The following is a 25,909-nucleotide window of genomic DNA, read 5'->3' on the forward strand; positions in this document are numbered from 1 at the left end:
CAGATAAATAGCCGGTAAAGAAAGTGGCGGGGGCCCTCCCATAGGGTTATCTCCCCCTATGGGGCTGGATTCCCCGACCAATTTTTCCGGGTTTTTTTGAATTTACCATCAAGCTTTTTTCAGGGGAGTCTTAGATAGATGCAAATATTGGTATCGAATAGATAAATCATGTCTACAATGTTTCCCGTTCCTGTGGAGCGTCATTTTCACGAGTGAAGTCCAGCTCTGAGGAAAATTTATCGAATGATTCTCGAAATAGTTTCCAGATTTTATCTTTGGGAATGAGCATTACGATATCATCAATTTTTTTTATAAATACATCGGATCCTGAAAATCGATATTCTTTGGGTAAGCGAACCGCCTGGCTTTTCCCATTCACAAAGAGTTTTGCTGTATCCACAAAGCGCCTCCTCTGGAAGGTATATATTGCAATATATATTATTTGCGCTGAGAGTTCAATTTCTTAGGGCCTCCTGAAAAAACCCTATGCTGCCATATTACCATACCCCAATACCACGGGGAAATGAGACTTCGGAATTTTTCGGCTGCGCCGTATAGCTATGATAAAGACGCAAAAAAGATCCATGCGAATCTTTTCCAGGTTCATCACCAGCATGACCATGGCCACCTGCGTTTCACTGGTCTCAGAAAGCTTTGTCATTAATCGACCCATTGAGTACCGTCGTTTTGCTCTACCGAATGTCCCTTCGACAGCTATTCTATCCAGCTCATCCTGACGGGCCAGCTTCTTTCGTTCCCGATTTTCTCCACGATCTTTCGGTGGACGACCCAGTGGTGGACCAGATAATCTGATTCCCCGTTTCTTGCACCAATTTCGGTTGTCCCTGGTGCGGTAAATCTGATCGGCGTGTATTGATTCCGGATACACGCCATATCTCTGTTTGTAATTTTCAGCCTGCATGTCTAAATCACCAGACTCGTTGTATGGATCCCATGAAAATCGGTCGATAAACATGTACCCGTTAATATTGGCGGATGAAATCTTCATGCCGAACTCAACCGGGGTACCGGCTTTTCCCCTAACGATGGGCCGAATATGGGGTTGGGAGATACTCACAATCCGGCCCGATATTCGATGATCTTTGGATTCATACATCAGTGCCTGCTGGCGAAAGACTTCCGAGATCACCAGCATATTCCGGTACTGCTGCCGAGACAGGCTATTCAAGCCTACTACCGTCGCTAATTGCTCTATATGCCGGAGATTACGGCGTATGTACCCCAGCTGCTTGCGTATTGCCTTGCGAATCTTGTTCTTGCTGGCTTTCCTCTTTTTGATCACCGCCAAAAAATCCTTTCGCGCTCTCTGCCGGTAGGTTCGGGGTTTTGTCGCCCCCTTGGCCCGTTCTGCGTGAAGAACGTCTATGATGGTTTCCAGTTTTTCCCGGCTCTCATTTAAAAGGGAAAGGTCTGTGGGATATCGAATATCACCGGGCACGCAGGTGGCATCAATCAGAAGCTTTCCGTTGTTTTCTACCTCAGGATTTTCTTCTTTTTCAGCTTCCGTATCATCTTCAGTTTTTTTTTACGTTCTTCGGCAATAATCAATTCATTTGCGTGAGTGATCATGTCCATGCTGATTCGCTTTCTGAAATGCACCATCCCGGATGCACGGCCGGGCAACGAGCGTAGCGAGTGACCAGGCATTGATGGATCAAAAGGAGCCTCATCCTGGTAACCCTGCATTCCGATGAGATATTGCAGGTAAGGCGTCTCACGAATCTGCTCCACGGTTTCCTCATCTGTAATTCCTAATTTTTCCTTTATAATCAGGGCACCCAATGCTGTACGGAAACGGATCGCCGGAGCGCCTTGCCCGCTTTCGATAGCAAACTGTGAGGCATATTCTGCTTCTAAATCCTCCCAGGGGATTAAATCGGCAAGCTGAACCCAGCGGTTATTGGGGTTCAGTTTGCCTCCAAATGGCAGATAGAAATCTTCAAATGAAAGCTGCGTTTTGTCCTCAGTTCTATACATAATCCCTCCCGCCAAGAAAACAGGTGCAAGGGTTTTTGCCTGGTTTTCGCAAAAACCGTGCACTGTAGAGTAGACATGCTATCGCCTTCCTTCATCAAGAGAGTTACGAGAGCATGCCCCTCCCAGAACCGTACGTGCGCAACTAACGCATACGGCTCCCAGCACTAAACATTCGACCATTGCCAGATGTCTTTGCAAATTTTCGGTCTTGGTATTAATTTCCATATCTTTTCAAATGTCTCCCAAATTATCTTGTGCTTCTGGCCTCTACGCCTTAGAACCTTATACAGTGTGTATCTGATGTAAGTGTAGAACTTGTACAGTCCTTTCAGATTTCCGTTGACCCCGTAGTAATTGTAGTGCCCAACCAGTTTCCGGCTTAGTGCTCTGACAATTTTCATGACAGGTCGATGCATGTTCCATCTGATCCACTGTTTTGCGCTCTGGCGTTTAGCCTTCAGCTTCTTCTTGCTTGTCAGGTGCAGGACTGTGTACTTACCAGTCCTTGTACTGGCGTTCACGTGGGTGAATCCAAGAAAATCAAATGTCTCCTTGGTTCCTTTGTACCTTCCAAACGGAATGATCCTTGTCTTCTCTTCGGCCACCGTTAGCTTGAACTTTGCAAGCCTTTTCAGCATCACCTCGTAGAATCTTTTCGCATCATCCTCGTACTGGAATAATACCACATAATCATCGGCATATCGGTACAAGTATGTCTCACCCCTCAGATGCCTTTTTGCCACCTTCTCAAACCACAAGTCGAGTACATAATGAAGATACACGTTAGCCAGCACCGGCGAAATAAGTCCTCCTTGCGGAGTCCCCTTGTCACTGTCGCTGACGTTCCCATTCTCCATGATCCCCGCCTTGAGAAATCTTACTACATAACGAATGAAATTCTTGTCCTGTATATCATTCTCCAGAAACTTCACCAGCCATTCATGGTCAACATTGTCAAAGAACCCTTTGATGTCGGCATCAAGAATATAATTTATCTTCTTCGTCATGATCGTCTGGTTTATTTCCCGTATCACATCATGACAATTCCGGTTCGGCCTGAACCCATAGGAACAGTCCAGAAACCTCGGTTCATATATCTCTGTCAGCACCTTCGCCATTATTCCTTGTACCAGTTTATCCTCATACGCCGGAATTCCAAGCGGTCGTACCGTGCCATCCGTCTTGGGTATGTATGTTCTTCTCACCGCCTGCGGTCTGTAACTGAAGGATTTCATCCGTCCAAGCAATGCATCCACATGCTCTTCCAGTCCGGACTCATAGCTCTCCTTCGTCGCTCCGTCTATGCCTGCGGCTTTTCCTCTGACCTGCGCCCGATGCTCTGCTTTCAGGTTCTCCCTGTTGACATAGTGCATGAGCGTCTGCATCTTCGCGTGACTCTCCGACAACCTCCTCAACTCCCCATAGCTGTTTTCCACTCTTTCAGAACCTCCAGTGTTCCTGGTGTTGGCCACAAGAAATACGTTTAATGCCCAAACCCCTTCGCTCCACCGACTTTCACCGGTTTCATCACTACTATGAGTCTGTCCGACTGCTGATGCCCCATACAGGTTTCTTGACTCTTCGCCTTTACGTCCCCTCTTAGTCCAACGGACAGGACCTCAGCCCTCCCAGGTACGCTTGATCTACCTTGTGTGCTCGCCATGCTCTCAGACCCCGTTGGGTTCTCCGCACTCTCGCCTTTTCCGAGTGCTTCTTGCTGGTTGCTGTCACATGAAAAACATCACCACCCAATCCTTATACTAACGAGGCTCAATCACGTTCAACCTTTCGGCTTATGGCTCTCACACTCCTATGCCTACGCTTAAACCTCACCTCACGGCTTCGGCTCCAAGGCTAAGTACCGGCTGTTGGCTAAACTTTACCGGACAGGGTGTCTCACCCTGCTATATATCAAACGCCGAACTGGCGCACTCATGCACAAATTCTAGCAGTATTTCATTTATATGTATAGGGTTAAGGTTTTTTCAGGAGGCCCTACTTATCTCCTAGCTTATCAATCCTGAAGTGAGCGGTTTATACTCTTCTGCTGGTAGTTTGTGCGCAAGTCCCTGATTATCGCCTCATCCCAAACCTGCGCCTCAATGTAGCGTACTGGACCCAACTCTCCAAAAGGATTTGTGGCTTGAGGCAATCCAAATGTTTCGATGAGATCCTCGAGGTCCTTCTTTAAATAAACCCTTTTTTCGTGCAGCAGGCCTTTGTTTTCCAGAAATGCTGGAAACAGGTCTCCATAGGTAAAACTCACCACATCTTGAGGAATATGCTTAAGCGAAACTCCCAGAACATCCGGCTGAGGGTACCAGCTTTCAAGCCAATCACATTGCCCCAGAGTCAATGTATAGGGCCTTTCTATTTTCGGATTTCCACCTAACTGAATGAACATATCTCTTGCATGATTTTCCAGTCTGAACCGCGTAGCGATGTAATCATCAGTTCGTTTTGAAGCAAAGAAATTGGGGTTTTCACTCAATTTCTGTTGTTCAATGAGTGCCGAACCCTCATCGAGGGAAGAAAGGTTCAAAAAGGGCCCGGTTTTCCGATCAAAGTAGTGGAATAGGAGAGCTGGAACAGAGTAAGACTTCTTTTCTTCAGGGTTCATGACTCATTAAAAAACGAGAGAAGATTTGTTCTAAAGAGTGTTTCTCTGGCTGTATAGTCATCAATAGATGAGCTGGGCATGTTGATAATCTTACTAAAATCATGATCATAATCCAAGCCGATTAAGTCTACACTTCGGCTTGGTTTTTCAATGAGCTCCCCGTATGCCGTAAAAACTTTGCTTTTAGGGAGGCCGACGACCGCGATATCGATATCCGAATTTTCCGTGAAATTTCCTTCAATTAAGGATCCAAAAATATAGATTTCACGGCATCCAAATTTCAGAAGAATTTCTTTTGCGAGATCTATATCTTCTTTGGTCTTTGTATCTGCCTTAATCATTAATCCAATTCTATTTTATAGATTTGAAAAACACAAGAATTCGGTAAGACTGCCTGTTAATCAAAAATATTAAAAATGTGTGCATAACACAGAGGTGAGCTCTGAGCCGTCCATTGGCATGCGTTTTTGCGGCTGCAAAAACCATGACAATAGGCGAATGACCCCCTGTGTCAACATAGAAGTCACCTGAAAGGAGGCTTTTATGTTGACACAGGGGGTCCCGCAGGCACCGTCATACACCAGGTAGCTGCCAGATTCGATTTGGTCTGCAATTGGCAGGAAGATCAGGTCAGCCATCAACTTCACCACATCACGAGGGGTAAAATGCTCTCCAGCCTCTTCGTTATTTTCTTCGTTGAAGCGGCGAATCAATTCTTCAAAGACCGTTCCCATGCTGTGATTATCCAGCCCGGGAAGTTTTTCATTACCATCGGCATCCAGCACCGGCTTGGGGCTTAGATTGATGCTTGGATTCAGATATTTTTCAATCAAAGCGCCGAGGATATCAGCATCCACAAGCGTCGGGATCTGGTTGCGGAATTTGAACTTATCCAGAATTTCCTGAACGTTGGGTGAGAAGCCATCGAGATAGGCTTCAAAGTCAGCTTTCAATTGCTGAACCTTGGCTCTGTTTTTCAGGTCTTTAAGAGTAAATGGGGAGCTGTTGAAAAAAGCTTCGCCGGATGCCTGACACAGAGCTGCGTTCTGATTGGCAATCCCCGCAGAATCAAGCTGTTTTTTCATATTAAGGACAGCTTCTTTGGTCGGCTCAAGAAGTGCATCAAGACGGCGAATAACGGTCATCGGCAGAATAACGTCCCGGTATTTACCACGGACATATACATCTCTCAGGACATCATCTGCAATGTTCCAGATGAAATTTGTTATTGTATTATGGATACTGTAATTCATCTAAACTTCCCCTAATATTTCCTTGATTTCCATCGTGTAGTTGGAAGTCTAATTATCGTCTGTAGAAAATTGTTATATTCATTCATTTTTTTCCCATCTTCTTGTTGAAGTGTCTTATGACTTCGTCGCATGGCCTTCGGGAGCAGCGTTTCCGGTATCCTTCCTGCCTTCTGATGAGTTTTGGACGGTCCATCTAAATTCTGGTATCTTTAACCCTCCGGTGAAATCGGAAGTTTCGGTCTCAATTCAGCGGCAATCAGACGGAGTGACCTGGCTCATCGATGAATCGTCAAGCGGCTCGGGGGAATACTTCGACACTGGCTCTGGGGGCTATGCGCTTACGCCTATGATCATTTTCCGTTTCGATGATACGCCGGGAATCGTAGCTGGCGAGACTTTCTCAGTGAGCATTCACGGCTTGACCTACAAAGACGACAGCGCCGCAAGCCTTGAATACCAAGTGGAGCTGTTTGATTTACAGTAAGCTGTGCGCGTTAACGCTTGAATTAGCACCGGCAGCTATTCAAGGCCCCGGAGAAGGTTTCTTTATCTTTCAGACGGGCTTAACAGACAGGTCAGAATATTGTTCGATTCGCTGAATCATCAGACTCTGGTACTCATGGATCATTTCTTTCTCTGGTTTCATGGGATCTTTCTGCTCTTCAACATGGTCGGATGGATTTGGCGCTATACCCGTCGCATTCATTTGCTCACCATCGGCCTCACCTTGTTTTCCTGGCTGTTCCTGGGTATTTGGTATGGCTTTGGATACTGCTTCTGTACCGACTGGCACTGGCAGATCCGGTCGCTTCTGGGAAATCCGCCGAACCATTATTCCTACATACAGTTCCTGGTGCACCAGATCACCGGATGGAATCCTCCAAGGCAATTGACCAATACGCTGACTGTCCTCGCATTCGCCGCCATCATCACTTTGAGCCTTGCGCTGAACCTGCGGGATTTGCTCAACAGAAAGAAAACAAACGGCGGCGCTTGGTAAGCGAATACATATCGACGGCACTGCAATACTCCGGTGAATTGTCTCATGGAAATCGGGAATTTTTTATTATTTTTTTATCGATATATGTTTACCTAATTGTGTAAGTTTCCAATTCTTCCTATACTGTTCCTGTTTTTGATAAACCACCATAAGGCAGGGTTCAATCATGGAAAGTCTTCTCGTATGCATCGATTTTTCACCCCTCACCGATCGTATCGTGGATACCGCCAGGGGAATGGCGCAGTGTATGTCCCGGGGGCTTCACCTGGTGCATGTTCAACCTGAACGAAATTCTATCCCCACCGCGGTGATTTCGAATACCGCCGGAAGCGCCGGGAAGGAAGAATCTCTGACCAGGCGTAAAGAGGTCGCAATGCTCGCCAAACTGTGCAAGCGGCTTCAGGACGAGGGCATCAGGACCAGTTGTTCAACTCCTGCAGGCAGGATAGACGAAATGCTTACCAGGGAGGCTCGGGAGCACAACGCCAAAATGGTGATTATGGGAAGCCATGGAAACGGTGCAATGTATCACCTGGTGGTAGGATCAGTGGCAGAAGGGGTGTTGAGCAACCTGGGTATTCCGGTGGTTTTGGTCCCGGCTCAGGCGTGAAGCTAGGTTAGTGCCCCGAAAACTGTTGATTTTGACTGCGTATCGCTCAACCAGACAGTGAGATAGCTAACGCAAATCGATTTCAGGGGTTTTTCGATGATTGATATCATTCCCCGACAGTGATTTATGGGATTTAAATCAACAGTTTTCGGGGCACTTCATTTTATTTTCTCATTTCAGACGCTATCATTTATATAAGTCCTGAATCCGTAGAGAAATAAGTAGCAGTCCAAGCCATCCTGTTGTGGTATAATGATTTAACTAGGGCCTCCTGAAAAAACCCTATGCTGCCATATTACCATACCCCAATACCACGGGGAAATGAGACTTCGTAATTTTTCGGCTGCGTAGCATAGCTATGATAAAGACGTAAAAAAGATCCTTCCGAATCTTTTCCAGGTTCATCACCAGCATGATCATGGCCACCTGCGATTCACTGGTCTCAGCAAGCTTTGTCATTAAACGACCCATTGAGTACCGTCGTTTTGCTCTGCCAAATGTCCCTTCGACAGCTATTCTATCCAGCTCATCCTGACGAGCCAGCTTCTTTCGTTCCCGATTTTCACCACGATCTTTCGGTGGACGACCAAGCGGCGGACCGGATAATCTGATTCCCCGTTCCTTGCACCAATTCCGGTTGCCCCTGGTGCGGTAAATCTGATCGGCGTGTATTGATTCCGGATACACACCATATCTGTGCCTGTACTTTTCAGCCTGCATGACTAAATCACCAGACTCGTTGTATGGATCCCATGAACAGCGATCGATAAACATGTACCCGTCAATATTGGCGGATGAAATCTTCATGCCGAACTCAACCGGGGTACCGGCTTTTCCCCTGACGATGGGTCGAATATGGGGTTGGGAGATACTCACAATCCGGCCCGATATTCGATGATCTTTGGATTCATACATCAGTGCCTGCTGGCGAAAGACTTCCGAGATAACCAGCATATTCCGGTACTGTTTCCGTGACAGGCTTTTCAAACCGACACCTGCTGCTAATTGCTCTATATGCCGGAGATTACGGCGTATGTACCCCAGCTGCTTGCGTATTGCCTTGCGCATCTTGTTCTTGCTTGCTCTGCGCTTTTTGATGACCGCCAAAAAATCCTTTCGCGCTTTCTGCCGGTAGGTTCGGGGTTTTGTCGCCCCTTGGCCCGTTTTGCGTGAAGAACGTCTATGATGGTTTCCAGTTTTTCCCGGCTCTCGTTTAAAATCGAAAGATCGGTGGGATATCGAATATCACCGGGTACGCAGGTGGCATCAATCAGAAGCTTTCCGTTGTTTTCTACCTCAGGATTTTCTTCTTTTTCAGCTTCCGTATCATCTTCAGTTTTTTTTACGTTCTTCGGCAATAATCAATTCATTTGCGTGAGTGATCATGTCCATGCTGATTCGCTTTCTGAAATGAACCATCCCGGATGCACGGCCGGGCAACGAGCGTAGCGAGTGACCAGGCATTGATGGATCAAAAGGAGTCTCATCTTGGTACCCCTGCATTCCGATGAGATATTGCAGGTAAGGCGTCTCACGAATCTGCTCCACGGTTTCCTCATCTGTAATTCCTAATTTTTCCTTTATAATCAGGGCACCCAATGCTGTACGGAAACGGATCGCCGGAGCGCCTTGCCCGCTTTCGATAGCAAACTGTGAGGCGTATTCTGCTTCTAAATCTTCCCAGGGAATTAAATCAGCAAGCTGAACCCAGCGGTTATTGGGGTTCAGTTTGCCTCCAAATGGGAGATAGAAATCTTCAAATGAAAGCTGCGTTTTGTCCTCAGTTCTATACATAATCCCTCCCGCCAAGAAAACAGGTGCAAGGGTTTTTGCCTGGTTTTCGCAAAAACCGTGCACTTCATACACAAATCCTAGCAGTATTTCATTTATATGTATGGGGTTAAGGTTTTTTCAGGAGGCCCTAACTACAAACCAACACACACCCAGGAGGTGCGGCTTGAACTACCAAATTGATACTACCACAGAGCGCATTTTCAGCACAGGTGGCATTGCCCTGGTGGGGAAAATTTGCGAACGGATTGGATTTGCAACCAATACTTCAGCGCTTGTCCACCCGTCAGTTCCCCGATCTTTGATTGGCCTTTTTTGCATGGGGCGCACCCGGTTTGAAGAGATCGCTTTATTCCGCCAGGATACTTTATTCAAAGAAAGCTTTCAGCTCCCCTATGTACCAGCAAAGGAAACTCTGCGCCTTTACCTTGAAAGAATTGCTGTTCAACCCAAGCTTTTGACCGAAGAAGTGGATTCTGCAGTATGTGCTCTTCTTCAACGCTCGACGCTTTCAAAGGTTTACACAGAGCATCAGTCGTATCTTCCAATAGATGTCGACACATCTCCACTGGACAATTCGAAAAGCAACAAGGAAGGGGTGAGTCGAACCTACAAGCAATATGATGGCTACCACCCGATTTTCAGCTATGTAGGGACTGAAGGCTATATGCTCAATTGCGAACTACGGGAAGGAAAACAGCATTGTCAAAAGGGAACCCCGGGCTTTTTGAAGGAGTCATTGGAACGGCTCGACAGGTCGGGCATCACAGGCCCCAAGCTCTTTCGCCTTGATGGAGGAAACGATTCACAAGATACCTTGGCTCAATTGTGCGGACGAGAGGATGTGTTTTTCATAGTGAAGCGGAACCTTCGCCGCGAACAACGAGAATACTGGCTTTCAATCGCCCAATCTGAAGGTGAGTTGAGTTACCGTGATGAGAAAAAAGCCGTCTACACTGGATTTCATACCGGCAAGTCCTCTACCGAGGATGAGTCGGCGATGGATATCATTTTCCAAGTAACCGTCCGTCAGATAGGGGCCGATGGAAATGAACTCCTTTTTCCTGACATTGAAGTGGAGACATTCTGGACTAATCTGAGTGATCCGCCGGAAACGGTGTTACAGTTCTATCATGACCATGGCACGAGTGAGCAATTTCATAGTGAACTCAAAAGCGATATGAATGTCGAACGGCTTCCGTCAGGAAAGTTTGCGGTGAACGCTGCGGTTCTACAGATTGCAATGGTGGCGTTCAATATCCTCCGGTTCATTGGACAATCGGCCCTTGTAGCTGATGACTATCCAGTACAGACGAAGGTAAAGAGAAAGCGACTTCGCAAAGTCATCGATGATCTGGTACGCATTGCTGTAAAGTTCGTACACCATGGGCGTACCGTGATTCTGAAATTATGGTATAGAGACCCATGGTGGCGGTGCTTCCGAAAGCTCTATGAAAAATGCTGTGTAATGTGAATCAGGAGCACGTGCTCAAACCGTGCCATGGGATACGTATGCCCTCATATGAATGTCGGGTTACAATCTTCCATTAAAACCAGGAATAACTTGAGTACCAGGGTACCAATAAGTACCGGGTAAGCACGAAGTGTCAGGATGTACTGAAATGACTGGCTTATCGGACTTATCCAAGAGGGATCTGCGCGATCTTATACGGATTCAGGTAAGTATTACTCTCAGAAAACAAACTGCATGATAGGTCCTGAGCGAGGAACTCCATGAGACGAAATCTGATCGTCAAAACAAGAAATCTGGCCGGAAATGCTTCAGTTCTGATTCTCATCGGCATGGTATCAGCTTTGCTTTTCATCGGCTGCGGTAGTGCGGCTGAATCGGCATCAGAAGGCCAGTCGAACACCAGGGTAGTCGAGCAGGAGTTGGAAGCCATAGCGGTATCACCGGAGTCACCGGCAGTCGTAGTTTTTCTGCTCGGGGAAGTGGAGGTCTACCGTGATGGAACCTGGTCTTCTCTGGAAATCGGCAGTCAGCTTCGTGAATCGGACCGGGTGAGAACCGGCCCGGCTGCCGGCCTGGAAATCCAGTTGGCTGATCTGGCGCTCATCGTCCTTGAGAACAGTACCGAAATACTGCTTCGGAGCATTAACATTCGGGACGGGTTAACCTCGGGTGAGGCGGAGCTGCTGGGCGGGACCATTGTCAGCAAAGTGAGAGCCCTTTCGGAACAAGAGAGTTTCAGGATTCGTGGAAGGACCCGACTTCCGGGGTCAGGGGTACGACGTTCTCGGTTCAATCGGATGAGACCGGATCAACCAGGGTCGCCGTCCTTGAAGGGGCGGTCGCTGTTCTACCATCTCCGGAAGCCCTCGATGAGGCACTGGGAATCCTTGAGGATGAGGATCAAGGGGAAGCCGTCCGAGGAGAAATTGAACGGAACGCCGAAGCGCTTGTCGCGGGTTCATCGATCGAGATCAGCCCCCGGCAGGCCGATGAATCGGCCAGGGCTTTCGCGGTACTCCGAAACGGCATTCAGGCGTCATTGAACGCAGAGGGGGATGTGCTCCAGAACATTCAAACGAATATCCGGGAAACTCTCAGCACCTTGAACGAGCAGGCTCCAGCGTTAGAACCCATTTCTGAAGAGCAACGGGAATTGCTGGAGAAAACTGAGAGGAGGAATTTCATCCGAATCTTCGGAGCTGAAACCGCGGAAGCATCTGATCCCGGGGTTCTCATCCCCGTCGTGATCAGCGCCAGTCCGGCAGGATCCGTGATTTTCATCGACGGAGAACGCCGTGGGGTCAATTCGCTTTCCCTCCTGAGCGATCCCGGATCAGAAATCAGGATTGAGGTTCGTGCGGATGGTTTCGAATCCTTTGTTCAGGATCTGATGCTTGGGGATGAACAGGGGATTTCGCTGAATGTCAGCCTTGAGTCATCACCTCAAGCTACGGATACCGGCGCATCCGATGATTCCGACAGTCCCGCGAATCCCGAACAGGACTCGGAGAATGCCGACACGGATGAAACCGCAGGGGAGACTACGGGTGGGCAGCAGGCAGCAACTGACGACCCAGAGGAAACGCCGGAAACTGAGGCCGCGCAGGAAACAGCGCGAACGGCGAATGTCGGAGATGCTCCGGGAGAATCATCAGGGGAAAACAATGAACCGTTGGCCCTCGGTGCGCTTCAAATCAAAGTCAGCGATTCGCCAATCAGCACCGCCCTGGTAAGCGACGGAGTTCGGGTGTATGCCGCGGATCAAAATGGAACCGTCTATGCCCTGGACAGCGAGGGACGCTTGATTTGGCGGACTCCAACCGGAAACCGCTCGAACAACCGAAACCTCCTGGTGGTTTCCCAAAATGATTTGTATTTCCAGGGAACCGAGGAACTGCTGCTGTTATCGGCGCGGGATGGGAGCATCATCGCCCGCAGGAATCTGGGCGACGCGTCCGCGTCGCGGCTTGGCCGCCATCCCGCACTTCGGGGGGAACAGGTATTTATCCCAACAGACAACGGATATCTGCGCTTCAGAACCGGAAGCCTCGATCGGATCGATGTGACCGATCCTTTGTTTGCCGAAAGACGGAGCACCCAATCGAACTTTCGCGCCACCCCGGCTTTCTGGCAGGACGAGGTGATCCTGGTCGATACAGAGGGAACAATTTTCCGCTACGATCCCCGGCGGGGACGCATTATCGCCGGCATGGAATCTGGTCTTCGGGAAATTACGGGGATGCAGCCCTTGGTAACTGGAAACCGCGTATTTCTGGCCGATTCCCGGGGAAATATCGTCGCCGTAGCCCTGCCCGAGTTGGAGGTTCTCTGGAGAAGTTCCATGGAGGGCGGCGTGTTTTTCCAGCCGGTATGGACTCCCCTCGGCATCTTCGCATATAGCCGGGAAGCCCGGTTGGTCAAACGCTTCGATGCGCGCAGCGGTGAAAATACCGAGAATTGGGGAAACGTTTCCGCCCCTCCGTTCTGGCTGGAAGGGTTTATTTTGATACCCAACAGCACCGGCGGCCTTGATGTGGCGAATCTCGAGCTCAACTGGATTCATGCGAATATTCCGTTTCCGGATATCATCAGCGCCAGACCAGTCAGGCTCGAAAACCGAATTTTTCTGGGCTCCAGGCGCGGAAACATATATGTACTGAACATTCCCAGGATCATCGAAGAGGCCAGAGCGAATCCTCGACCCTGATCCATGAATTATTGGTGGAATTCAGACAGAATTTTCTCATATGTGAGGCTCGTATAACTTATATTTCAGCCTCACATATTCTAAGCTTAGGGCATGAGCGTTTCCAGAAGCCTTCTCAAAGCCATGATGCTTATTCTCGGCCTGATATTCACCGCCGTAGGGGTCGTCGGCGTATTCCTGCCCTTCCTCCCGACCACCCCGTTCCTGCTCGTAGCCGCCGGTCTGTTCTTGCGTTCCTCCGAGAGCCTACATCGGAAGCTGATGAATCATCCCAAATTCGGACCGGCGATACGACGGATTCAGGAGGGAAAGGGCATCAGCCTGCGGACCAAAATTCTCAGTTCCCTGATCGCGGGATCCATGATACTGGCATTCGCGATCTGGGGAACCGATAGCCTTCATTTGCGCATTTTTCTCGGCGTGATTATCGTCGCAAAGCTGGTGACCATGGCGGTACTTCCGACGTATCGCCCGGATACTGATGAATCGGGCGAACGCCCCGTGCGGAGCAAAGCGTTTCGGATCCAAGCTCCCCGGTTGTTGACCCTGCTGGTGTTCGCCGCCGGCAGCGCGTTCGTCCTGATCCAGGTACTGTTCGCCCTGGAACTCGGACGATGGAGCATCTCCCTCATCGGGGGGGTGACGGTGTTTCCCCTGGCATTGTTGGCCTATTCGGCGATTCGATGGGTCCTGATCATGGCAAATCGCTTCCTGGGGGGGATAATTTCCCGGGGAGTCAGAATTAAAACCCGACGCCGGCTCCTGGCAGCCATCGCCGAGGGCGGGGCGGAAGCGGTTCGAGAAAAAGGGATCGGGAACTACCAGGAAATGCTCAGCGAACGCATCGAATCCCTCGATCCAATGTACAGTCTGTTCCTCCCCCAGCTTTTTATCGGAATCATTTCACCGATCGCAGTCATCGCGGTGATCATGACCTATGACCGGTATACCGCCTTGATGCTCGCTGCGGTGCTGCCGGTCACCCCCCTTATCCTGGGGCTATTGGCGAGGAATTTCGCCCGGGTCGGGAAGCAGTATTCCCGATCCGCAGCGGAACTCGGCGCATGGTACGTGGAGAGCATCAGGGCGCTTCCCACCCTGGCCGTCTTCCAGCGAATCAACAGTTATCGCTTACGACTGGCCAAAACCAGTGGTACTTTGAAGGATACGACTATCAAACTGCTCACGGTCAACCAACTTTCGATTCTTCTGGTAGAAGTGTTCTTCTCCCTGGCTTTGGTGGCCTTCGCGACATTCCTGGGAGTTCGGCGTTTTCAATCGGGTTTTCTGCCGGGTGCATTCGCCCTGGCCGTCCCCTTCCTGACGATCGAACTGATCCGCCCCATCAATCTCGTGGGGGCGTTTTTCTTTGCCGGAGCCGCAGGGCGCCAGTCGAAAAAAATGATCGAGGCGGAAATTAACGAACTGGAACGGCTAAACCGCCCGATCCGTATTGAAGCGTCAGGTTCCCCCGATGACAACAGACATGCTCCTGAGTCGATTGAAGGCAGTCCGGGTCTGATAATCAGGGAGCTCAGCTTCGCATACCCGTCCAATCCCCATCACCGAGTACTGGATGGTTTTTCCCTTTCGCTGAAACGGGGTGAAATCATCGGTATCCGGGGGCCCAGCGGCTCAGGTAAGAGCACCCTCGCCAAAATGATCCTCGGGTATCACCGTCCCCAACGGGGAAGCATCGTACTGGACGGCAGGGAACTCAGCGATCTGCCCCGAAACGAACGGATGAGCCTGGTGGGTTATCTGCCCCAGCGTCCGTACCTGTTCGGCCGCACTCTCAGGGAGAACTTAGTGATGGGTCGTCCCGATCCGGGAGATGAGGTTCTTCAGAGCGCCTTGAGGGCAGCGGGTCTGAATTCCTTCGCCGAGCGTGGTCTGGATTCGCCCGTCGGAGAAAATGCGGCACAGGTTTCCGGCGGTGAACGAATGCGGCTGGCCCTGGCTCGGGTGCTTCTCAGCGGAGCGAGTTACATCGTTCTGGACGAGCCGACGGCGGAAATCGACGGCATTACCGAACTGGGTATCTGGCAGGAATTGCGGCGCACCGGGGCGGGAATTATCGCCATCGCCCACCGAAAACGGACACTGAGTGCCTGCGATTCAGTGGTCGATATGCCAGCGGTCGCCAGAATAAGCGGGGTACGATCATGAACATGCCGCTGATTCGGATGCTCGCCTTCATCAGAGGCCATATCTACAAAATCGCCCTCAGTTCCCTTTTACGGATCGTCAATGTGTTCGCCGGCTCGGCCCTGTTCGGATTAAGCGGGTACCTGCTTGCCGACGTGCTGATTTCCCGACGTCAGCCCCAGAGTGCCCTCTGGATCTCCCTTGCGGTCATCGGGATTTTAAAAGCCGCCGCCCGATACGCCGAGCAGATCAGTGGGCATAACGCCGCATTCAATATTCTCGACATCCTTCGACAGAAATTATTCCACGCATTCAGCGAGAAAGACGCCGACAGCCTGGCCAGCAGCCGAACCGGAGATCTGGCGGTCAGGGCCATGGGGGACGTGGATCTTATCGAGATTTTCTATGCCCACACGTTGGCTCCGGCCCTGAGCGCGGTACTTTTTATCCTCATCGCCGCAGCGGCAGCCGCAGTTCTTGTGAGTCCGGTTGCCGCCGCCGCAGTGGCCGCCATGTACCTCTGCGCTGGAATCGGCATCCCCGTCTTGTTCCAGGCCGCATCATCTTCGGCGGCACAACGATATCGCGGAGCGCAGGCGGCCCTCAGCGCGGATCTCAGCGAATCGCTGGCGGGCATCCAGGATCTTCAGGCATTCGCCGCCGTTGATGCCGAGCAAGCCCGCCATCGCCGCAGCGCCGAGAAGGCATACGGGCTGAACCAGGGCCTGCAGATGCTCAGCGGTTTTCGGGACGTCCTGGTCGACCTGCTGCTTGGCACATCCCTGATCGTCCTCATTTTTCTGGCAGCCCGGGAAAATCTGCTGGGGACCGATCCTCTCTCCTGGGCCCTGGTCTGCGCGCTGGCCGGCGGATTCAGCGCCATTCTGGGCATCAATCGGGCGGTGGATGACCTGCCCAAAAGCCGGGCCGCAGCGCAACGCATCCTGCAGGTACTGGATGAACCCTCAGATTCCCCTGCCTGGACCGCCTCTTCGGCGGACGGAGACCCCTCGGGATATGATATTTCCGTGGAGAATCTCAGTTTCAGCTACGGCAATAATCAGGGCATTCGGGATATTAGCTTCCGCCTGAAGCAGGGCGAGCACCTGTTGATCACCGGCCAGACCGGTTCGGGTAAGACCACCCTGGCCACCGCCATCCTGGGGCTGCTCGAACCCGAAGGCGGATGCGTTCGCATCGGAGGGATCGATGTGAGATCCATCGAGCCTTCCAGGCGCTTCGCCCTGATCACCGCGGCCCGTCAGAACCTGATGCTGGTTAGGGGAAGCGCCATGGAGAACATCGAGCTCGGCGTCCCCGCCGAAGGGACCCCGGTACCCGGGCATGCGCTGGAAATCGCCGAAATCCCGCAGCTGATGACGGAACTGCCCGATGGGGAAGACACGTTAGTGAGCGGCACCGATGAGCAGATTTCCGGCGGTCAGCGCCGGCGAATCGGACTTGCCGCTGCCCTCGCCCGTTCGGCCAGGATCATGGTACTCGATGAAGCCTTCGCCGGGCTTGATGACGATTTGAGGAAGCGGATCCGCGGCAAGCTCCTGGACTGGGCCCGCAGAGAAGGAATCAGCATCATAGAGCTCTCCCACGATCTGAGCGACAGTGTGGATACCGCTCGGATCGCCGTACTGGCCGGCGGCTCGCTGATCGAATCAGGCAGCTATGATGAGCTGATGGAGCGCCGAGGCGCATTCTGGGATATGGCGGTGTTATAGGGCAAGCAAACTCACCGCACTCATGTTCGGATTAGTGCTTTACGGGTATCTGATCCATCAGTTCAAAAAACGGCACGGATCGACTCATGGCATGTTCCAAGGACTCTGCCAATGTCTGCGCCCAGACCAGCCGGATTACCCCGGCGTGGGTGAGCAGCAGCGCCGGTCCCTCGGGAAGCGCGGTGATAAATTTCCACACCCGCTTGTTCACCATCGGAAGGGATTCGCCTCCAGGTATCTGAGCGCTCTGCCAGTTTTCAGTCCAGTGTCGGTACGCCGGCTCATCACGCCACAAATCCTCATACGTCCGGCCTTCCCAGTCCCCGAAATCCATCTCGCGCAGATGCTCGTCGCAAATGTGCGCAATTTCAAGACGGGCGGCGAGGTAAGCTGCCGGTACTGCGCACCGGCGAGAAGGGCTGCAATATATTGCTCGCAATCCATTCGTAGTTATATATGGCAGCATCGAAATTTGCTTTGCCAATTCGTCTGCGCTGGATTCCCAACCCGGGATCAGCGGCACATCCAGCCGCCCGTAACAGACTCCCGGAGAGACGTCTGCCGGAGGATGGCGAAGAAGATGCAGCATCACAGGGCCGCCATAGCCGCGATGGCAGCGAGGATGGCGACTTCACCCAACTGCTCCGCTGCGCCTAACAGGTCACCGGTATATCCCCCCAGCATCCGCCGGTAATAGGCGGCGATGATCGGCGAGACAGCGAGCGGCAGGGCCGGGATCAGAATGAGCCAGGGATTTCCCGGCCGAAACACCAGGTAAAGCCCCGCCACCATGACGGCAGCGGAAAAACATCCAGCCATAAGGATCAGAGGGCTGATGCCCTTGGATACCGGTTTGGCCTTGCTGAGTTCATCGACCCGGACATAGGGTAGCTGGCGAATAAGCATTAACGGCAGCAGCCTGGCAGCAATGTGGCTGCTCATCAGGGAGAATGGGAGCAACATCGGGGCCAATGAAGACAACAGCGCATATTTCAGCAGGAATAAGAGAATAAGTCCGGTGAGCGCATAGGACCCGACCCGACTGTCCTTCATGATCCGTAGTCTGTCGCTCACGCTCCAGCCGCCCCCCAGGCCGTCGCAGGTATCGGCGAAGCCGTCTTCGTGGAAAGCGCCGGTGGCCAGTACGCCGGCAATCAGGGCGATAACCACCGATGGTCCGTGGGGGAGCAGCAGCGAAGAAACTACGAATGCTCCGGCGGACAATCCCCCGACGATGAGGCCGATACCTGGCAAAAAACCGGTGGCCCTGTTGAGGTCTTGCTCATCCCCCGGCAGGTTCTTTCCGGCGGGAATGCGGGTATAGAACATCAAGGCGATCCGCAGGAGTCGTATCATTGCCCCTCCCCTTCGTTATCTTCCGCTCCATCGACACCGCTGACTCCCGCCGAAGAAAAGCTCGCCATTTCGTTAAAAAAAGCCAGGGCGTTCACGAGGAGGGGATATGCCACCGCCGCCCCGGAACCTTCGCCCAGGCGCATGCTCAAATTCAGCAGGGGCTTGGCATCAAGATGATCCAGCAGGAGACGGTGACCCTGCTCATCGCTCAAGTGGCAGAAAATGACGTTGTCCGCCACCTCGCTGCGAATCCGGCTTGCCGCCAGGTAAGCTGCGGAGGCGATGAACCCGTCGATGAGGATCACCATGGACCGGCGGCGGGCTTCAAGGATTCCGCCGGCAATCATGGCGATTTCCAGTCCGCCCATGCGGGCGAGGATGGATTTCGCATCGCTTAGGTGATCCCGGTGGTAGGCAAGCCCTCGCTCGATGACCTCAATCTTCCGTGCCAGTCCACGGTCGTCCAGGCCGGTTCCCCGGCCGGTGCAGCGTTCAACGGGGTAACCGGTGTAGGCGCTCATCAGAGCCGCCGCAGAAGTGGTGTTACCGATTCCCATTTCCCCGAAGCCGATGCAATTACATCCGGCTTTTGCCGCCCGGACTGCCGCCCGGGCACCTTCGGCCAGGGCATCCTCCAGATCCCGTGGGCTCATTGCCTCGGCCATGGTAAAATTTTCCGTGCCGGGCTTGATTTTGGCATGCACCAGGCCGGCAAGAGCGGTCAAATCGGCGTTCACTCCTGCATCGACGATCTCCAGTTCGATTCCGCTGGTACGGCAAAACGCATTGACCGCAGCACCTCCGGCGAGAAAGTTTTTCACCATCTGAGCGGTGACCTCACTGGGGTAAGGGCTCACTCCCTCTGCGCAGACCCCGTGGTCTCCGGCGAATATCACGATGCGGGGCCTGCTCAGCCGGGGGGTGAGGCTATTTTGAATGCGTGCGATCCGGAAGGCCAGCGACTCCAGCATTCCCAGGGAGCCCGGAGGCTTGGTCTTCTCATCAATAATCCTTTGAATCTCTGTTTCAATGCTCACACCGGCGCTCCTTTGATTTCCAGGGCAGAACCGGACAGCATAAGAATCTGGCGCTGAGCATGCCCGGCAATGTGCTGATTGATAAATCCCTGCAAATCGGCGAATTTCCGGGCTAGCTCATTGTCGGGCATCACTCCCATGCCGATCTCATTGCTTACCACGATGGCCCGAATATCCAGGAGGGCAAAACGATCCCATTCTGCAATGATTTGTTCCATGGCGCTATCCATATTCCCATGGGCATCGCTGAAAAAGTTCGTCACCCAGAGGGTAATACAGTCCAGAAGAATTACCGGTGAATCGGGGGCTTCGGTAATTCCCCGGTCGGAGTTCGACGTCGCCTCGCCATCGATATGCAACCCCTCGGGCAGCAGATGTCGGCCCAGATCGGAAATGTTCCGGTCAATCTCCACCGTTCTCCAGCGCTCGTCCCGGTCCGACCGGTGACGTTGGATCCGTGTGCGAAATTCATCATCCCAAATTCGGGCAGTCGCCAAGTACACCGGACTGGCGCTCATGCCGAGCGCAAGCTGCTGGGCGTAGCGGCTCTTGCCCGAGCGCTGGCCGCCGGATATATAGGTGAGTTCCCTCATACTTCCCCTCCTTCCCCGCGAAGATAGTCATTAAGGCAGTCTTCGCATATGCAGCGCCCGGCGGGAACCCGGGCCTTTAAGTCATCGGGGAAGATGCGGGAAAAGCACCAGCAGCTTCCGCTCTCCACACCACAACGATTCGGCCTTCCGCACAACGGACAACAGCCGCGTACTCTCCGATGATAAGCCCGCGCCTGCCTTACAAATGATGCCGCGGTCTCCGGGTTCGATGCGAAATGCAGGTGAAGCCAGCTGGCTGTGCTGTTATACCGCTGCCGGCCCAGGTTCATATCGCGGGTTCGGGTCTCAGCCCGGTAAGAGACGGCGAATTCCACCGCCCGCTCCCGGGCATGGGCAAATCGAGGTCCTCCAGTGGCTTGGTCGCTATCCGCGGGTCCGTCTTCGCTCATATCCGGCTCGTCGGTAATATCGGCCCAGTGAAAGACATGGCCCCGAGCCGACATCCCGGCATCGCCTATGGCCGAGTCACCGGTTAGCCGAACATCGGCGTATCCCAGAGCCCGTAACCGGGAGCCCATCCTGGCAGTTCCGCTGAACAGGCCGACCATGGTATGCCGGGTACCCTGCGCATCGACGATGGCCCGGCTAAGGTACATGTACCCACCGCATTCGGCGTAGACCGGCATACCAGCTTCGGCAGCTCGGAGTATTGCCCGATGCATGGAAACGTTGGCAGATAGCCTCTGGGCATGCAATTCGGGGTATCCCCCGCCGATGTACAAGGCGCAGCACCCCGGCGGAAGCCCTTGATCATGTAAGGGGCTGAAAAACGCCAGCTGAGCACCATATGCTTCCAGCAATTCCAGATTTTCCTCGTAGTAGAAGGTAAACGCCTCATCCCTGGCTACGGCGATGACAGGAACCGGGGCATCATCTCCCGGTTCTCCGGCGGGCGTCGCGGCATCGGTTTCGAGGCCGTTGCTCCCGGCGCGCAGCTGGGCAGCAGTTCTCATAGCCTGCAGATCGCGAAGCGGTTTTGCCGTCGCGGCGATATCCAGCAGCAGGTCCCGGTTCATGGATTTGCCGATGTACTCTCCCAGAGCTTCGAGCCGGGTCTGACTAGGGGAATCCGGGCTATCTTCGCCCTGCCACCAGGGCACCAGACCCAGATGGCGTTCTGCCATAAACCAGTCATCCCGGCGTTCCAGGGTCAAAAGCACCGGTACGCCGGCGGCATCTTCCACCGCCCGGCGTACCATTTCGCCGTGGCGCACTGATCCCAGGCGATTAAGCACCACGGCGTCGACATGCACTGCCGGATCGAATGCCGCGAAACCGGCAACCAGGGCGGCGGCGCTGCGAACCATGGCCCGGGCATCCACTACCAGGATCACCGGCAGTCCCAGGAGCCTGGCCAGGTGGGCCGCCCCGCCCCGTTCATCATCGGGACCGGCTCCGTCGAACAGGCCCATCACCCCTTCAACCACGGCGATATCACTTCCCCGGGACGTGCGGGCGTATATTTCAGCAACGGTGATATCATCGAGCATCCGGGTATCGAGATTCCGGCAGGCACGGCCTGCGGCCAAGCGATGAAACGCCGGGTCGATAAAATCCGGACCACATTTGTATGGCTGGACTGTCAGGCCGGCCTGGCCAAGGGCTGCGATGATGCCCATGGTAACAGTGGTCTTTCCGCAACCTGAGTGGGTTCCGGCGATAATTACTCCGTTCTGCCGGCGTGGGACGCTCTCATGTTCCACCGGACTAGCCATTATTCACCCCCGCATGTTCCATCAGAAGCACCAGTACTGCACCAATGATGACCAGGATCAGGGCGAGGGCCGCCCGGTTCAGAGCGATGGCCCGGGAAATGTGATCCGGAATGGCCACCCCCTCACCAATCAGGGGATTGTCAACCAGCTGTCCAGCATACCTCGCCGGGCCGCCCAGACCGATGCCGATGGCCCCGGCGCAGGCTGCTTCCACCCACCCCGAATTTGGACTGCGGCTTTTACGTCCGTCCATTCCGCAGACTGCAGCGGCCCGGAACATCGCCGACCCGGGGACCGCCAGGGCGGCGATAACCAGAAGCGGGGCAGCGAGTCGGGCCGGCAGGAAATTGAGGCAATCGTCCAGCCTGGCCGCAGCCTTGCCGAATCGCTCGTAGCGTCGGCTGCGATACCCCCACATGGCATCCAAAGTGTTCACGCAACGGTAGCCCCAGGCCCCGGCAAGCAGTCCCGCCAGCGTCTGGACGATACCATCGCTGTGAGATCCCACCGCGCCCAGGGAGGCAAGCCCCGCGCCAAGCAGGGCCCACATAAGAGGCGCAGCGACGCTGTCGAGCCAATTCTCCGACAGACTTTCCACGGTTCCCCTGATAATTTCATCATGACCCAGCTCTGCGGTTTGACGGCTGACAATCATCGACAGCCGTTTACGGGCTTCGGGAATATCGCCGGAAACCAGGGCCCGGTGAACCCGGCGTCCGGAGGCGTTTAATTCATGGCTGGAAAAAGAGAAAGACAACAAGAACGATCCAAATGCGATAGTCAGCGCATCCGCAGTCAGGGTGCGGCTTGCGACAAGCATGACCGCTGACAAAAACAGCGGCACGGCGAGGGCGGAAATGGCGGTTACGATAAGAACCATGGCAGTCAGGGCCAAAAATCCCGCCGCTACGCTCCGACCGAAAAAGCGGGTCGTGATAGACTCCGTTGCGTTGGCCAGTCGCCCGATTCCCCTCACCGGGTGAGGTAAGCCCGGCGGGTCGCCGACGATGGCATCTAAGAACGTCGCGCTCAGGACGCATAAAAGGGCGGCGATGGTTCCCTCGCCATAGAATCCGGTGTTCATGACTGATCACCTCGGTATCCGCTGATGGAGATTAGCTCATCCACGTCAACGTGCTCTTCGAATATCAGAGAGAAGCGATCCAAAGCCGCTTCCAGGCTGCGGACGGCGGCATCAGGTCCGGGCTGCCCCTTGGGTTCATCCGGTTCATTCCGGGCGAGACTATTGAGCAGGGAACGGGCGGGGAAGTCATCAGGTCTGAGAGCCCGGGCGGAGCTGATCAGGTCGTTCAGAAAACTCCGGTTTTCAAGGACCCCATGCAGGTATGTGCCCCAGATTGATTGTTGCCGGGCACCCAGCCCAGGATCGTCGAACAATTCCAGGGAATCGGAGTATTCGCTTTTTCCATGATGGATCTCATATCCCTCAATGGCCGCACCGCCGTCGGAAAGCCTGGTCCTGCGCCGTACAGTGGTCTTTCCTTCTTGGAGAATTGTGCTGACCGGTAGAAGCCCCATGGCAGTGCAGGTTTCGCCCGGGTCAGTTTCTACGCCCAGCGGATCGGCAATATGATTTCCCAGCATTTGAAACCCCCCGCAGATTCCCAGTATCGCCGTGCGACCGGATAAAGCCTGCCGGCTGATAGCAGCACTCACGCCGCTCGATTCCAGGATGCGGTAATCGGCGATGACGTTCTTCGAACCGGGTATAATGATCAGATGGGGGTCGAAATCCACCAGCTCCGATCCGTTGACGAACAGCCGCAGATCCAGGTTATTCACCGCAAGAAGCGGATCAATGTCAGTGGAATTGGATATGTGCCGCAGGGCAATCACCGCGATCCTCAACGTTGTGTTTCCCCCGTCGACATCCTGCCCGTCAGCAGGTCTGGCGGCGGCGGTGGCTGATGCGCCGACTTCCCGCCGATAGCGCAAATCGAAATCTACCCCGTCCTCTTCGGGCAAGCGATGGTCCGGAACATAGGGCATAATCCCCAGCACCGGCAGCCCGGTGCTCTCGTGGAGATACTCATGAGCATCGGCCAGTAAGCTTTCATCGCCCCGAAAGCGATTCACCAGGAATCCAGCGGTAAGCTCCCGTTCCCACTCCTCCATCACCTCCATATGACCGATGAATGAGGCGTAGACACCGCCACGGTCGATATCGCCCACCAGGACCACCGGACTGCATGCATGTCGAGCCATGGCCATGTTGACGATATCTGCTCGTTTCAGATTGACCTCTCCGGGGGACCCGGCTCCCTCGAGCACGATGAAATCATAATCTCCTGCCAAACGGTCGTAGGCTTGAAACACGGTCTGCCGAAGCCGGTCTTTCTGATTGTAATAATCCGATGCCTCGAAATTCCGCCAGGGTTTGCCCAAAACTACTACCTGGGATCCGGTTTCCGAATTCGGTTTGAGCAACACCGGATTCATCTCTACCCGGGGTTCAATCCCGGCAGCCCTGGCCTGCAGGGCCTGGGCCCGTCCGATCTCCCCGCCGTCCAAAGTGACCATGGAATTGAGGGACATGTTCTGAGCCTTGAACGGTGCGCAGCGAATACCCCGGCGTTTGAGGCAGCGAAGGAAGGCTGCGGTCATCAAACTTTTCCCGGCATTCGAGCCGGTTCCCTGGAACATGATTGCCGATACCCGACGGATCGCAAACTCCGATCCATTTACTTGATGATTAGGACCGCATGTCTTCATCGAAGCGGTTGAAGCGGACCACTGGCCGAGGGCGTGTATGACCTGCCGATTCACATCCTTGGTAGAGATGCCCAGGCGGAACCAATGAGGCCCAAGATTCCGGTAATCATCGCAACGGCGCAGCAGAATCCCGCGCTTGATCATAAACGAATAGAAGCGATCCCCGGGCGGCTCGTCATCGCTCTGATCGACGGAAAACAGCAGGAAATTCGCCTGCGACGGGATGAGGCGGATACCCTCCGCCCTCCCCAAAGCCGCGCTTAACAGCTCACGCTGCCCGGTAATGAATGAACGGCTCTCCTCCCGGTGGCCGGAATCTGTCAAAAGCCGTTGGCCCAAGGCCGCGGCCAGGGACCCCACATTCCAGCTTGGCAGCTGGCGGTCTACTCTCCGGATGAAATACGCAGCGGCGATGCAGAACCCCAGACGAATACCCGGAACAGCATATATCTTGGTAAGACTTTTTATCCGTACCAGGTTGGGAGTTTGTTCCGGAGCGGGCAAGACTTGTGCTGCGTCTTCCACCCCTTCTCCTACGAACTCCAGATACGCCTCATCAATGATGATCATAACATCCATCCTCAGAGAAACCAGGGCGAGGATGTCCCGCCTGCGGTAGCAACTCCCCACAGGGTTGACCGGATTGGCAAGTATGACGGCGCTTCCACCCGGAGCTTTGCGGATGACTGCGGAGAGTTCTGAGATGAATTCTGTGTCGCAAGGAGAAAAGTCGGCCTTGTCGGGGAGGTTCACGAAGCGGGTTGGAATCTCCAAAGCGTCGGCGTAGCGTTCGTAATCGATATACGCGGGAACGGGAATAATCAACTCGCCGGAGCTGCCCCGGTGGTATCGTGCCCGCAACACGGCCTGCAACAATTCGGAGCTGCCGTTTCCAGCGGAAATCTGGCCCGGGTCCACCGACCATGCGCCAGCGGCGGCAGCTTTCAGGTCGGGGTAATCAGGGTCCGGATAGCGGCTGAGCTGTGATACATTCCGGCTGACGAGCTGCCTGGTCCAGGCAGGAAAGCCCAGCGGGTTGATGCAGGCGCTTACATCGTAGAGACCCGCGGGATCGATACCAAGCTCCGAAGCTACTTTTTCGGGGTTTCCGCCATGCATA

21 protein-coding genes and 1 pseudogene are annotated in these 25,909 nt (G+C 53.6%); 8 read left to right on the top strand and 14 right to left on the bottom strand.

What is annotated here, in order from left to right; genetic code table 11:
• Positions 1-172: 172 nt before the first annotated feature.
• From L21SP2_RS09665 to L21SP2_RS09695, 6 genes are all read right to left on the bottom strand, one after another.
• On the bottom strand, positions 173-400 hold the full coding sequence (locus L21SP2_RS09665; protein ID WP_024268322.1) for an antitoxin: 228 nt from the start codon (positions 398-400) through the stop codon (positions 173-175).
• 84 nt (positions 401-484) lie between these two features.
• Positions 485-1,998 (bottom strand): IS5 family transposase gene (locus tag L21SP2_RS18410; RefSeq protein ID WP_425277195.1). Its coding sequence is split into 2 segments (ribosomal slippage): positions 485-1,546 and positions 1,549-1,998, totalling 1,512 coding nucleotides; the frame shifts between segments, so codons are not numbered across the junction.
• Positions 1,999-2,162: 164 nt separating this feature from the next.
• Positions 2,163-3,470 (bottom strand): group II intron reverse transcriptase/maturase, encoded by a 1,308-nt coding sequence (ltrA, locus tag L21SP2_RS09675; RefSeq protein ID WP_211233422.1) that lies wholly within the window; start codon positions 3,468-3,470, stop codon positions 2,163-2,165.
• 542 nt (positions 3,471-4,012) lie between these two features.
• Positions 4,013-4,618, bottom strand: coding sequence for a hypothetical protein (locus tag L21SP2_RS09685; protein WP_053335662.1), 606 nt, complete (start codon positions 4,616-4,618; stop codon positions 4,013-4,015).
• Positions 4,615-4,959 (bottom strand): nucleotidyltransferase family protein, encoded by a 345-nt coding sequence (locus tag L21SP2_RS17260; RefSeq protein WP_024268326.1) that lies wholly within the window; start codon positions 4,957-4,959, stop codon positions 4,615-4,617. The genes L21SP2_RS09685 and L21SP2_RS17260 overlap by 4 nt, the downstream gene beginning before the upstream one ends.
• A gap of 69 nt (positions 4,960-5,028) precedes the next feature.
• The gene (locus L21SP2_RS09695) at positions 5,029-5,871 is read right to left on the bottom strand and encodes a type I restriction-modification system subunit M N-terminal domain-containing protein (protein ID WP_024268327.1); all 843 of its coding nucleotides are present in this window, start codon (positions 5,869-5,871) and stop codon (positions 5,029-5,031) included.
• Between the two features lie 220 nt (positions 5,872-6,091).
• On the opposite strand from L21SP2_RS09695, the gene L21SP2_RS09700 reads away from it, so the two are divergent.
• From L21SP2_RS09700 to L21SP2_RS09710, 3 genes are all read left to right on the top strand, one after another.
• Positions 6,092-6,355, top strand: a complete 264-nt coding sequence (locus L21SP2_RS09700) for a hypothetical protein (RefSeq protein WP_144082986.1) — start codon at positions 6,092-6,094, stop codon at positions 6,353-6,355.
• Positions 6,356-6,538: 183 nt separating this feature from the next.
• On the top strand, positions 6,539-6,871 hold the full coding sequence (locus L21SP2_RS19260; protein ID WP_425277214.1) for a DUF2784 domain-containing protein: 333 nt from the start codon (positions 6,539-6,541) through the stop codon (positions 6,869-6,871).
• 166 nt (positions 6,872-7,037) lie between these two features.
• Entirely contained in the window at positions 7,038-7,481 is a 444-nt protein-coding gene (locus L21SP2_RS09710; protein WP_024268330.1) for a universal stress protein, read from the top strand.
• Between the two features lie 282 nt (positions 7,482-7,763).
• On the opposite strand, the pseudogene L21SP2_RS18075 reads toward L21SP2_RS09710, so the two are convergent.
• A pseudogene (locus L21SP2_RS18075) lies at positions 7,764-9,275 on the bottom strand (IS5 family transposase).
• Between the two features lie 163 nt (positions 9,276-9,438).
• Here L21SP2_RS18075 and L21SP2_RS09720 point away from each other — a divergent pair.
• From L21SP2_RS09720 to L21SP2_RS09740, 5 genes are all read left to right on the top strand, one after another.
• Positions 9,439-10,746, top strand: a complete 1,308-nt coding sequence (locus tag L21SP2_RS09720; protein ID WP_041401458.1) for an IS1380 family transposase — start codon at positions 9,439-9,441, stop codon at positions 10,744-10,746.
• A 260-nt stretch (positions 10,747-11,006) separates the two neighbouring features.
• Positions 11,007-11,789 (top strand): FecR family protein, encoded by a 783-nt coding sequence (locus tag L21SP2_RS09725; protein WP_024268333.1) that lies wholly within the window; start codon positions 11,007-11,009, stop codon positions 11,787-11,789.
• 14 nt (positions 11,790-11,803) lie between these two features.
• Positions 11,804-13,453 carry an outer membrane protein assembly factor BamB family protein gene (locus L21SP2_RS09730; RefSeq protein ID WP_144082987.1) on the top strand — a complete coding sequence of 550 codons (1,650 nt, stop codon included), beginning with the start codon at positions 11,804-11,806 and terminating at the stop codon, positions 13,451-13,453.
• Between the two features lie 93 nt (positions 13,454-13,546).
• Positions 13,547-15,622: a DUF454 family protein gene (locus L21SP2_RS09735; protein WP_024268335.1), complete on the top strand. Its 2,076-nt coding sequence runs from the start codon at positions 13,547-13,549 to the stop codon at positions 15,620-15,622.
• Complete coding sequence (locus L21SP2_RS09740) at positions 15,619-17,334, top strand: amino acid ABC transporter ATP-binding/permease protein (RefSeq protein ID WP_024268336.1); 1,716 nt, start codon at positions 15,619-15,621, stop codon at positions 17,332-17,334. The genes L21SP2_RS09735 and L21SP2_RS09740 overlap by 4 nt, the downstream gene beginning before the upstream one ends.
• Positions 17,335-17,365: 31 nt before the next feature.
• Here L21SP2_RS09740 and L21SP2_RS09745 read toward each other — a convergent pair whose 3' ends face one another.
• From L21SP2_RS09745 to L21SP2_RS09775, 7 genes are read right to left on the bottom strand one after another with little or no spacing between them, the layout of a single operon-like run.
• Positions 17,366-17,923 (bottom strand): histidine phosphatase family protein, encoded by a 558-nt coding sequence (locus L21SP2_RS09745; protein ID WP_053335665.1) that lies wholly within the window; start codon positions 17,921-17,923, stop codon positions 17,366-17,368.
• Positions 17,923-18,690, bottom strand: coding sequence for an adenosylcobinamide-GDP ribazoletransferase (locus L21SP2_RS09750; protein WP_024268338.1), 768 nt, complete (start codon positions 18,688-18,690; stop codon positions 17,923-17,925). The genes L21SP2_RS09745 and L21SP2_RS09750 overlap by 1 nt, the downstream gene beginning before the upstream one ends.
• Positions 18,687-19,727 (bottom strand): nicotinate-nucleotide--dimethylbenzimidazole phosphoribosyltransferase, encoded by a 1,041-nt coding sequence (cobT, locus tag L21SP2_RS09755; protein ID WP_024268339.1) that lies wholly within the window; start codon positions 19,725-19,727, stop codon positions 18,687-18,689. Before cobT ends, L21SP2_RS09750 begins: the two co-directional genes overlap by 4 nt.
• A complete protein-coding gene (locus L21SP2_RS09760) occupies positions 19,724-20,320 on the bottom strand; it encodes a bifunctional adenosylcobinamide kinase/adenosylcobinamide-phosphate guanylyltransferase (protein ID WP_024268340.1) in 597 nt (198 codons plus the stop codon). Before L21SP2_RS09760 ends, cobT begins: the two co-directional genes overlap by 4 nt.
• On the bottom strand, positions 20,317-22,056 hold the full coding sequence (locus L21SP2_RS09765) for a cobyrinic acid a,c-diamide synthase CobB (protein WP_024268341.1): 1,740 nt from the start codon (positions 22,054-22,056) through the stop codon (positions 20,317-20,319). The genes L21SP2_RS09760 and L21SP2_RS09765 overlap by 4 nt, the downstream gene beginning before the upstream one ends.
• Positions 22,049-23,140: an adenosylcobinamide-phosphate synthase CbiB gene (gene cbiB / locus L21SP2_RS09770; RefSeq protein ID WP_081719565.1), complete on the bottom strand. Its 1,092-nt coding sequence runs from the start codon at positions 23,138-23,140 to the stop codon at positions 22,049-22,051. The genes L21SP2_RS09765 and cbiB overlap by 8 nt, the downstream gene beginning before the upstream one ends.
• Positions 23,137-25,908, bottom strand: coding sequence for a cobyric acid synthase (locus L21SP2_RS09775; RefSeq protein WP_024268343.1), 2,772 nt, complete (start codon positions 25,906-25,908; stop codon positions 23,137-23,139). Before L21SP2_RS09775 ends, cbiB begins: the two co-directional genes overlap by 4 nt.
• Position 25,909 lies beyond the last annotated feature (1 nt).

Origin of the sequence: Salinispira pacifica (assembly GCF_000507245.1) — a bacterium.
Taxonomy (GTDB): Bacteria; Spirochaetota; Spirochaetia; order DSM-27196; family Salinispiraceae; genus Salinispira; species Salinispira pacifica.

What these genes read in the sequence shown, in the direction of transcription:
- L21SP2_RS09765 (WP_024268341.1), bottom strand. Translation starts at nt 22,056, where the DNA reads ATGGCTAGTCCGGTGGAACATGAGAGCGTCCCACGCCGGCAGAACGGA.
- L21SP2_RS09745 (WP_053335665.1), bottom strand. Translation starts at nt 17,923, where the DNA reads ATGCTGCATCTTCTTCGCCATCCTCCGGCAGACGTCTCTCCGGGAGTC.
- L21SP2_RS17260 (WP_024268326.1), bottom strand. Translation starts at nt 4,959, where the DNA reads ATGATTAAGGCAGATACAAAGACCAAAGAAGATATAGATCTCGCAAAA.
- L21SP2_RS09685 (WP_053335662.1), bottom strand. Translation starts at nt 4,618, where the DNA reads ATGAACCCTGAAGAAAAGAAGTCTTACTCTGTTCCAGCTCTCCTATTC.
- cbiB (WP_081719565.1), bottom strand. Translation starts at nt 23,140, where the DNA reads ATGAACACCGGATTCTATGGCGAGGGAACCATCGCCGCCCTTTTATGC.
- L21SP2_RS09760 (WP_024268340.1), bottom strand. Translation starts at nt 20,320, where the DNA reads ATGAGGGAACTCACCTATATATCCGGCGGCCAGCGCTCGGGCAAGAGC.
- L21SP2_RS09725 (WP_024268333.1), top strand. Translation starts at nt 11,007, where the DNA reads ATGAGACGAAATCTGATCGTCAAAACAAGAAATCTGGCCGGAAATGCT.
- L21SP2_RS09735 (WP_024268335.1), top strand. Translation starts at nt 13,547, where the DNA reads ATGAGCGTTTCCAGAAGCCTTCTCAAAGCCATGATGCTTATTCTCGGC.
- L21SP2_RS09740 (WP_024268336.1), top strand. Translation starts at nt 15,619, where the DNA reads ATGAACATGCCGCTGATTCGGATGCTCGCCTTCATCAGAGGCCATATC.
- L21SP2_RS09775 (WP_024268343.1), bottom strand. Translation starts at nt 25,908, where the DNA reads ATGCATGGCGGAAACCCCGAAAAAGTAGCTTCGGAGCTTGGTATCGAT.
- L21SP2_RS09750 (WP_024268338.1), bottom strand. Translation starts at nt 18,690, where the DNA reads ATGATACGACTCCTGCGGATCGCCTTGATGTTCTATACCCGCATTCCC.
- L21SP2_RS09710 (WP_024268330.1), top strand. Translation starts at nt 7,038, where the DNA reads ATGGAAAGTCTTCTCGTATGCATCGATTTTTCACCCCTCACCGATCGT.
- L21SP2_RS09695 (WP_024268327.1), bottom strand. Translation starts at nt 5,871, where the DNA reads ATGAATTACAGTATCCATAATACAATAACAAATTTCATCTGGAACATT.
- L21SP2_RS19260 (WP_425277214.1), top strand. Translation starts at nt 6,539, where the DNA reads ATGGTCGGATGGATTTGGCGCTATACCCGTCGCATTCATTTGCTCACC.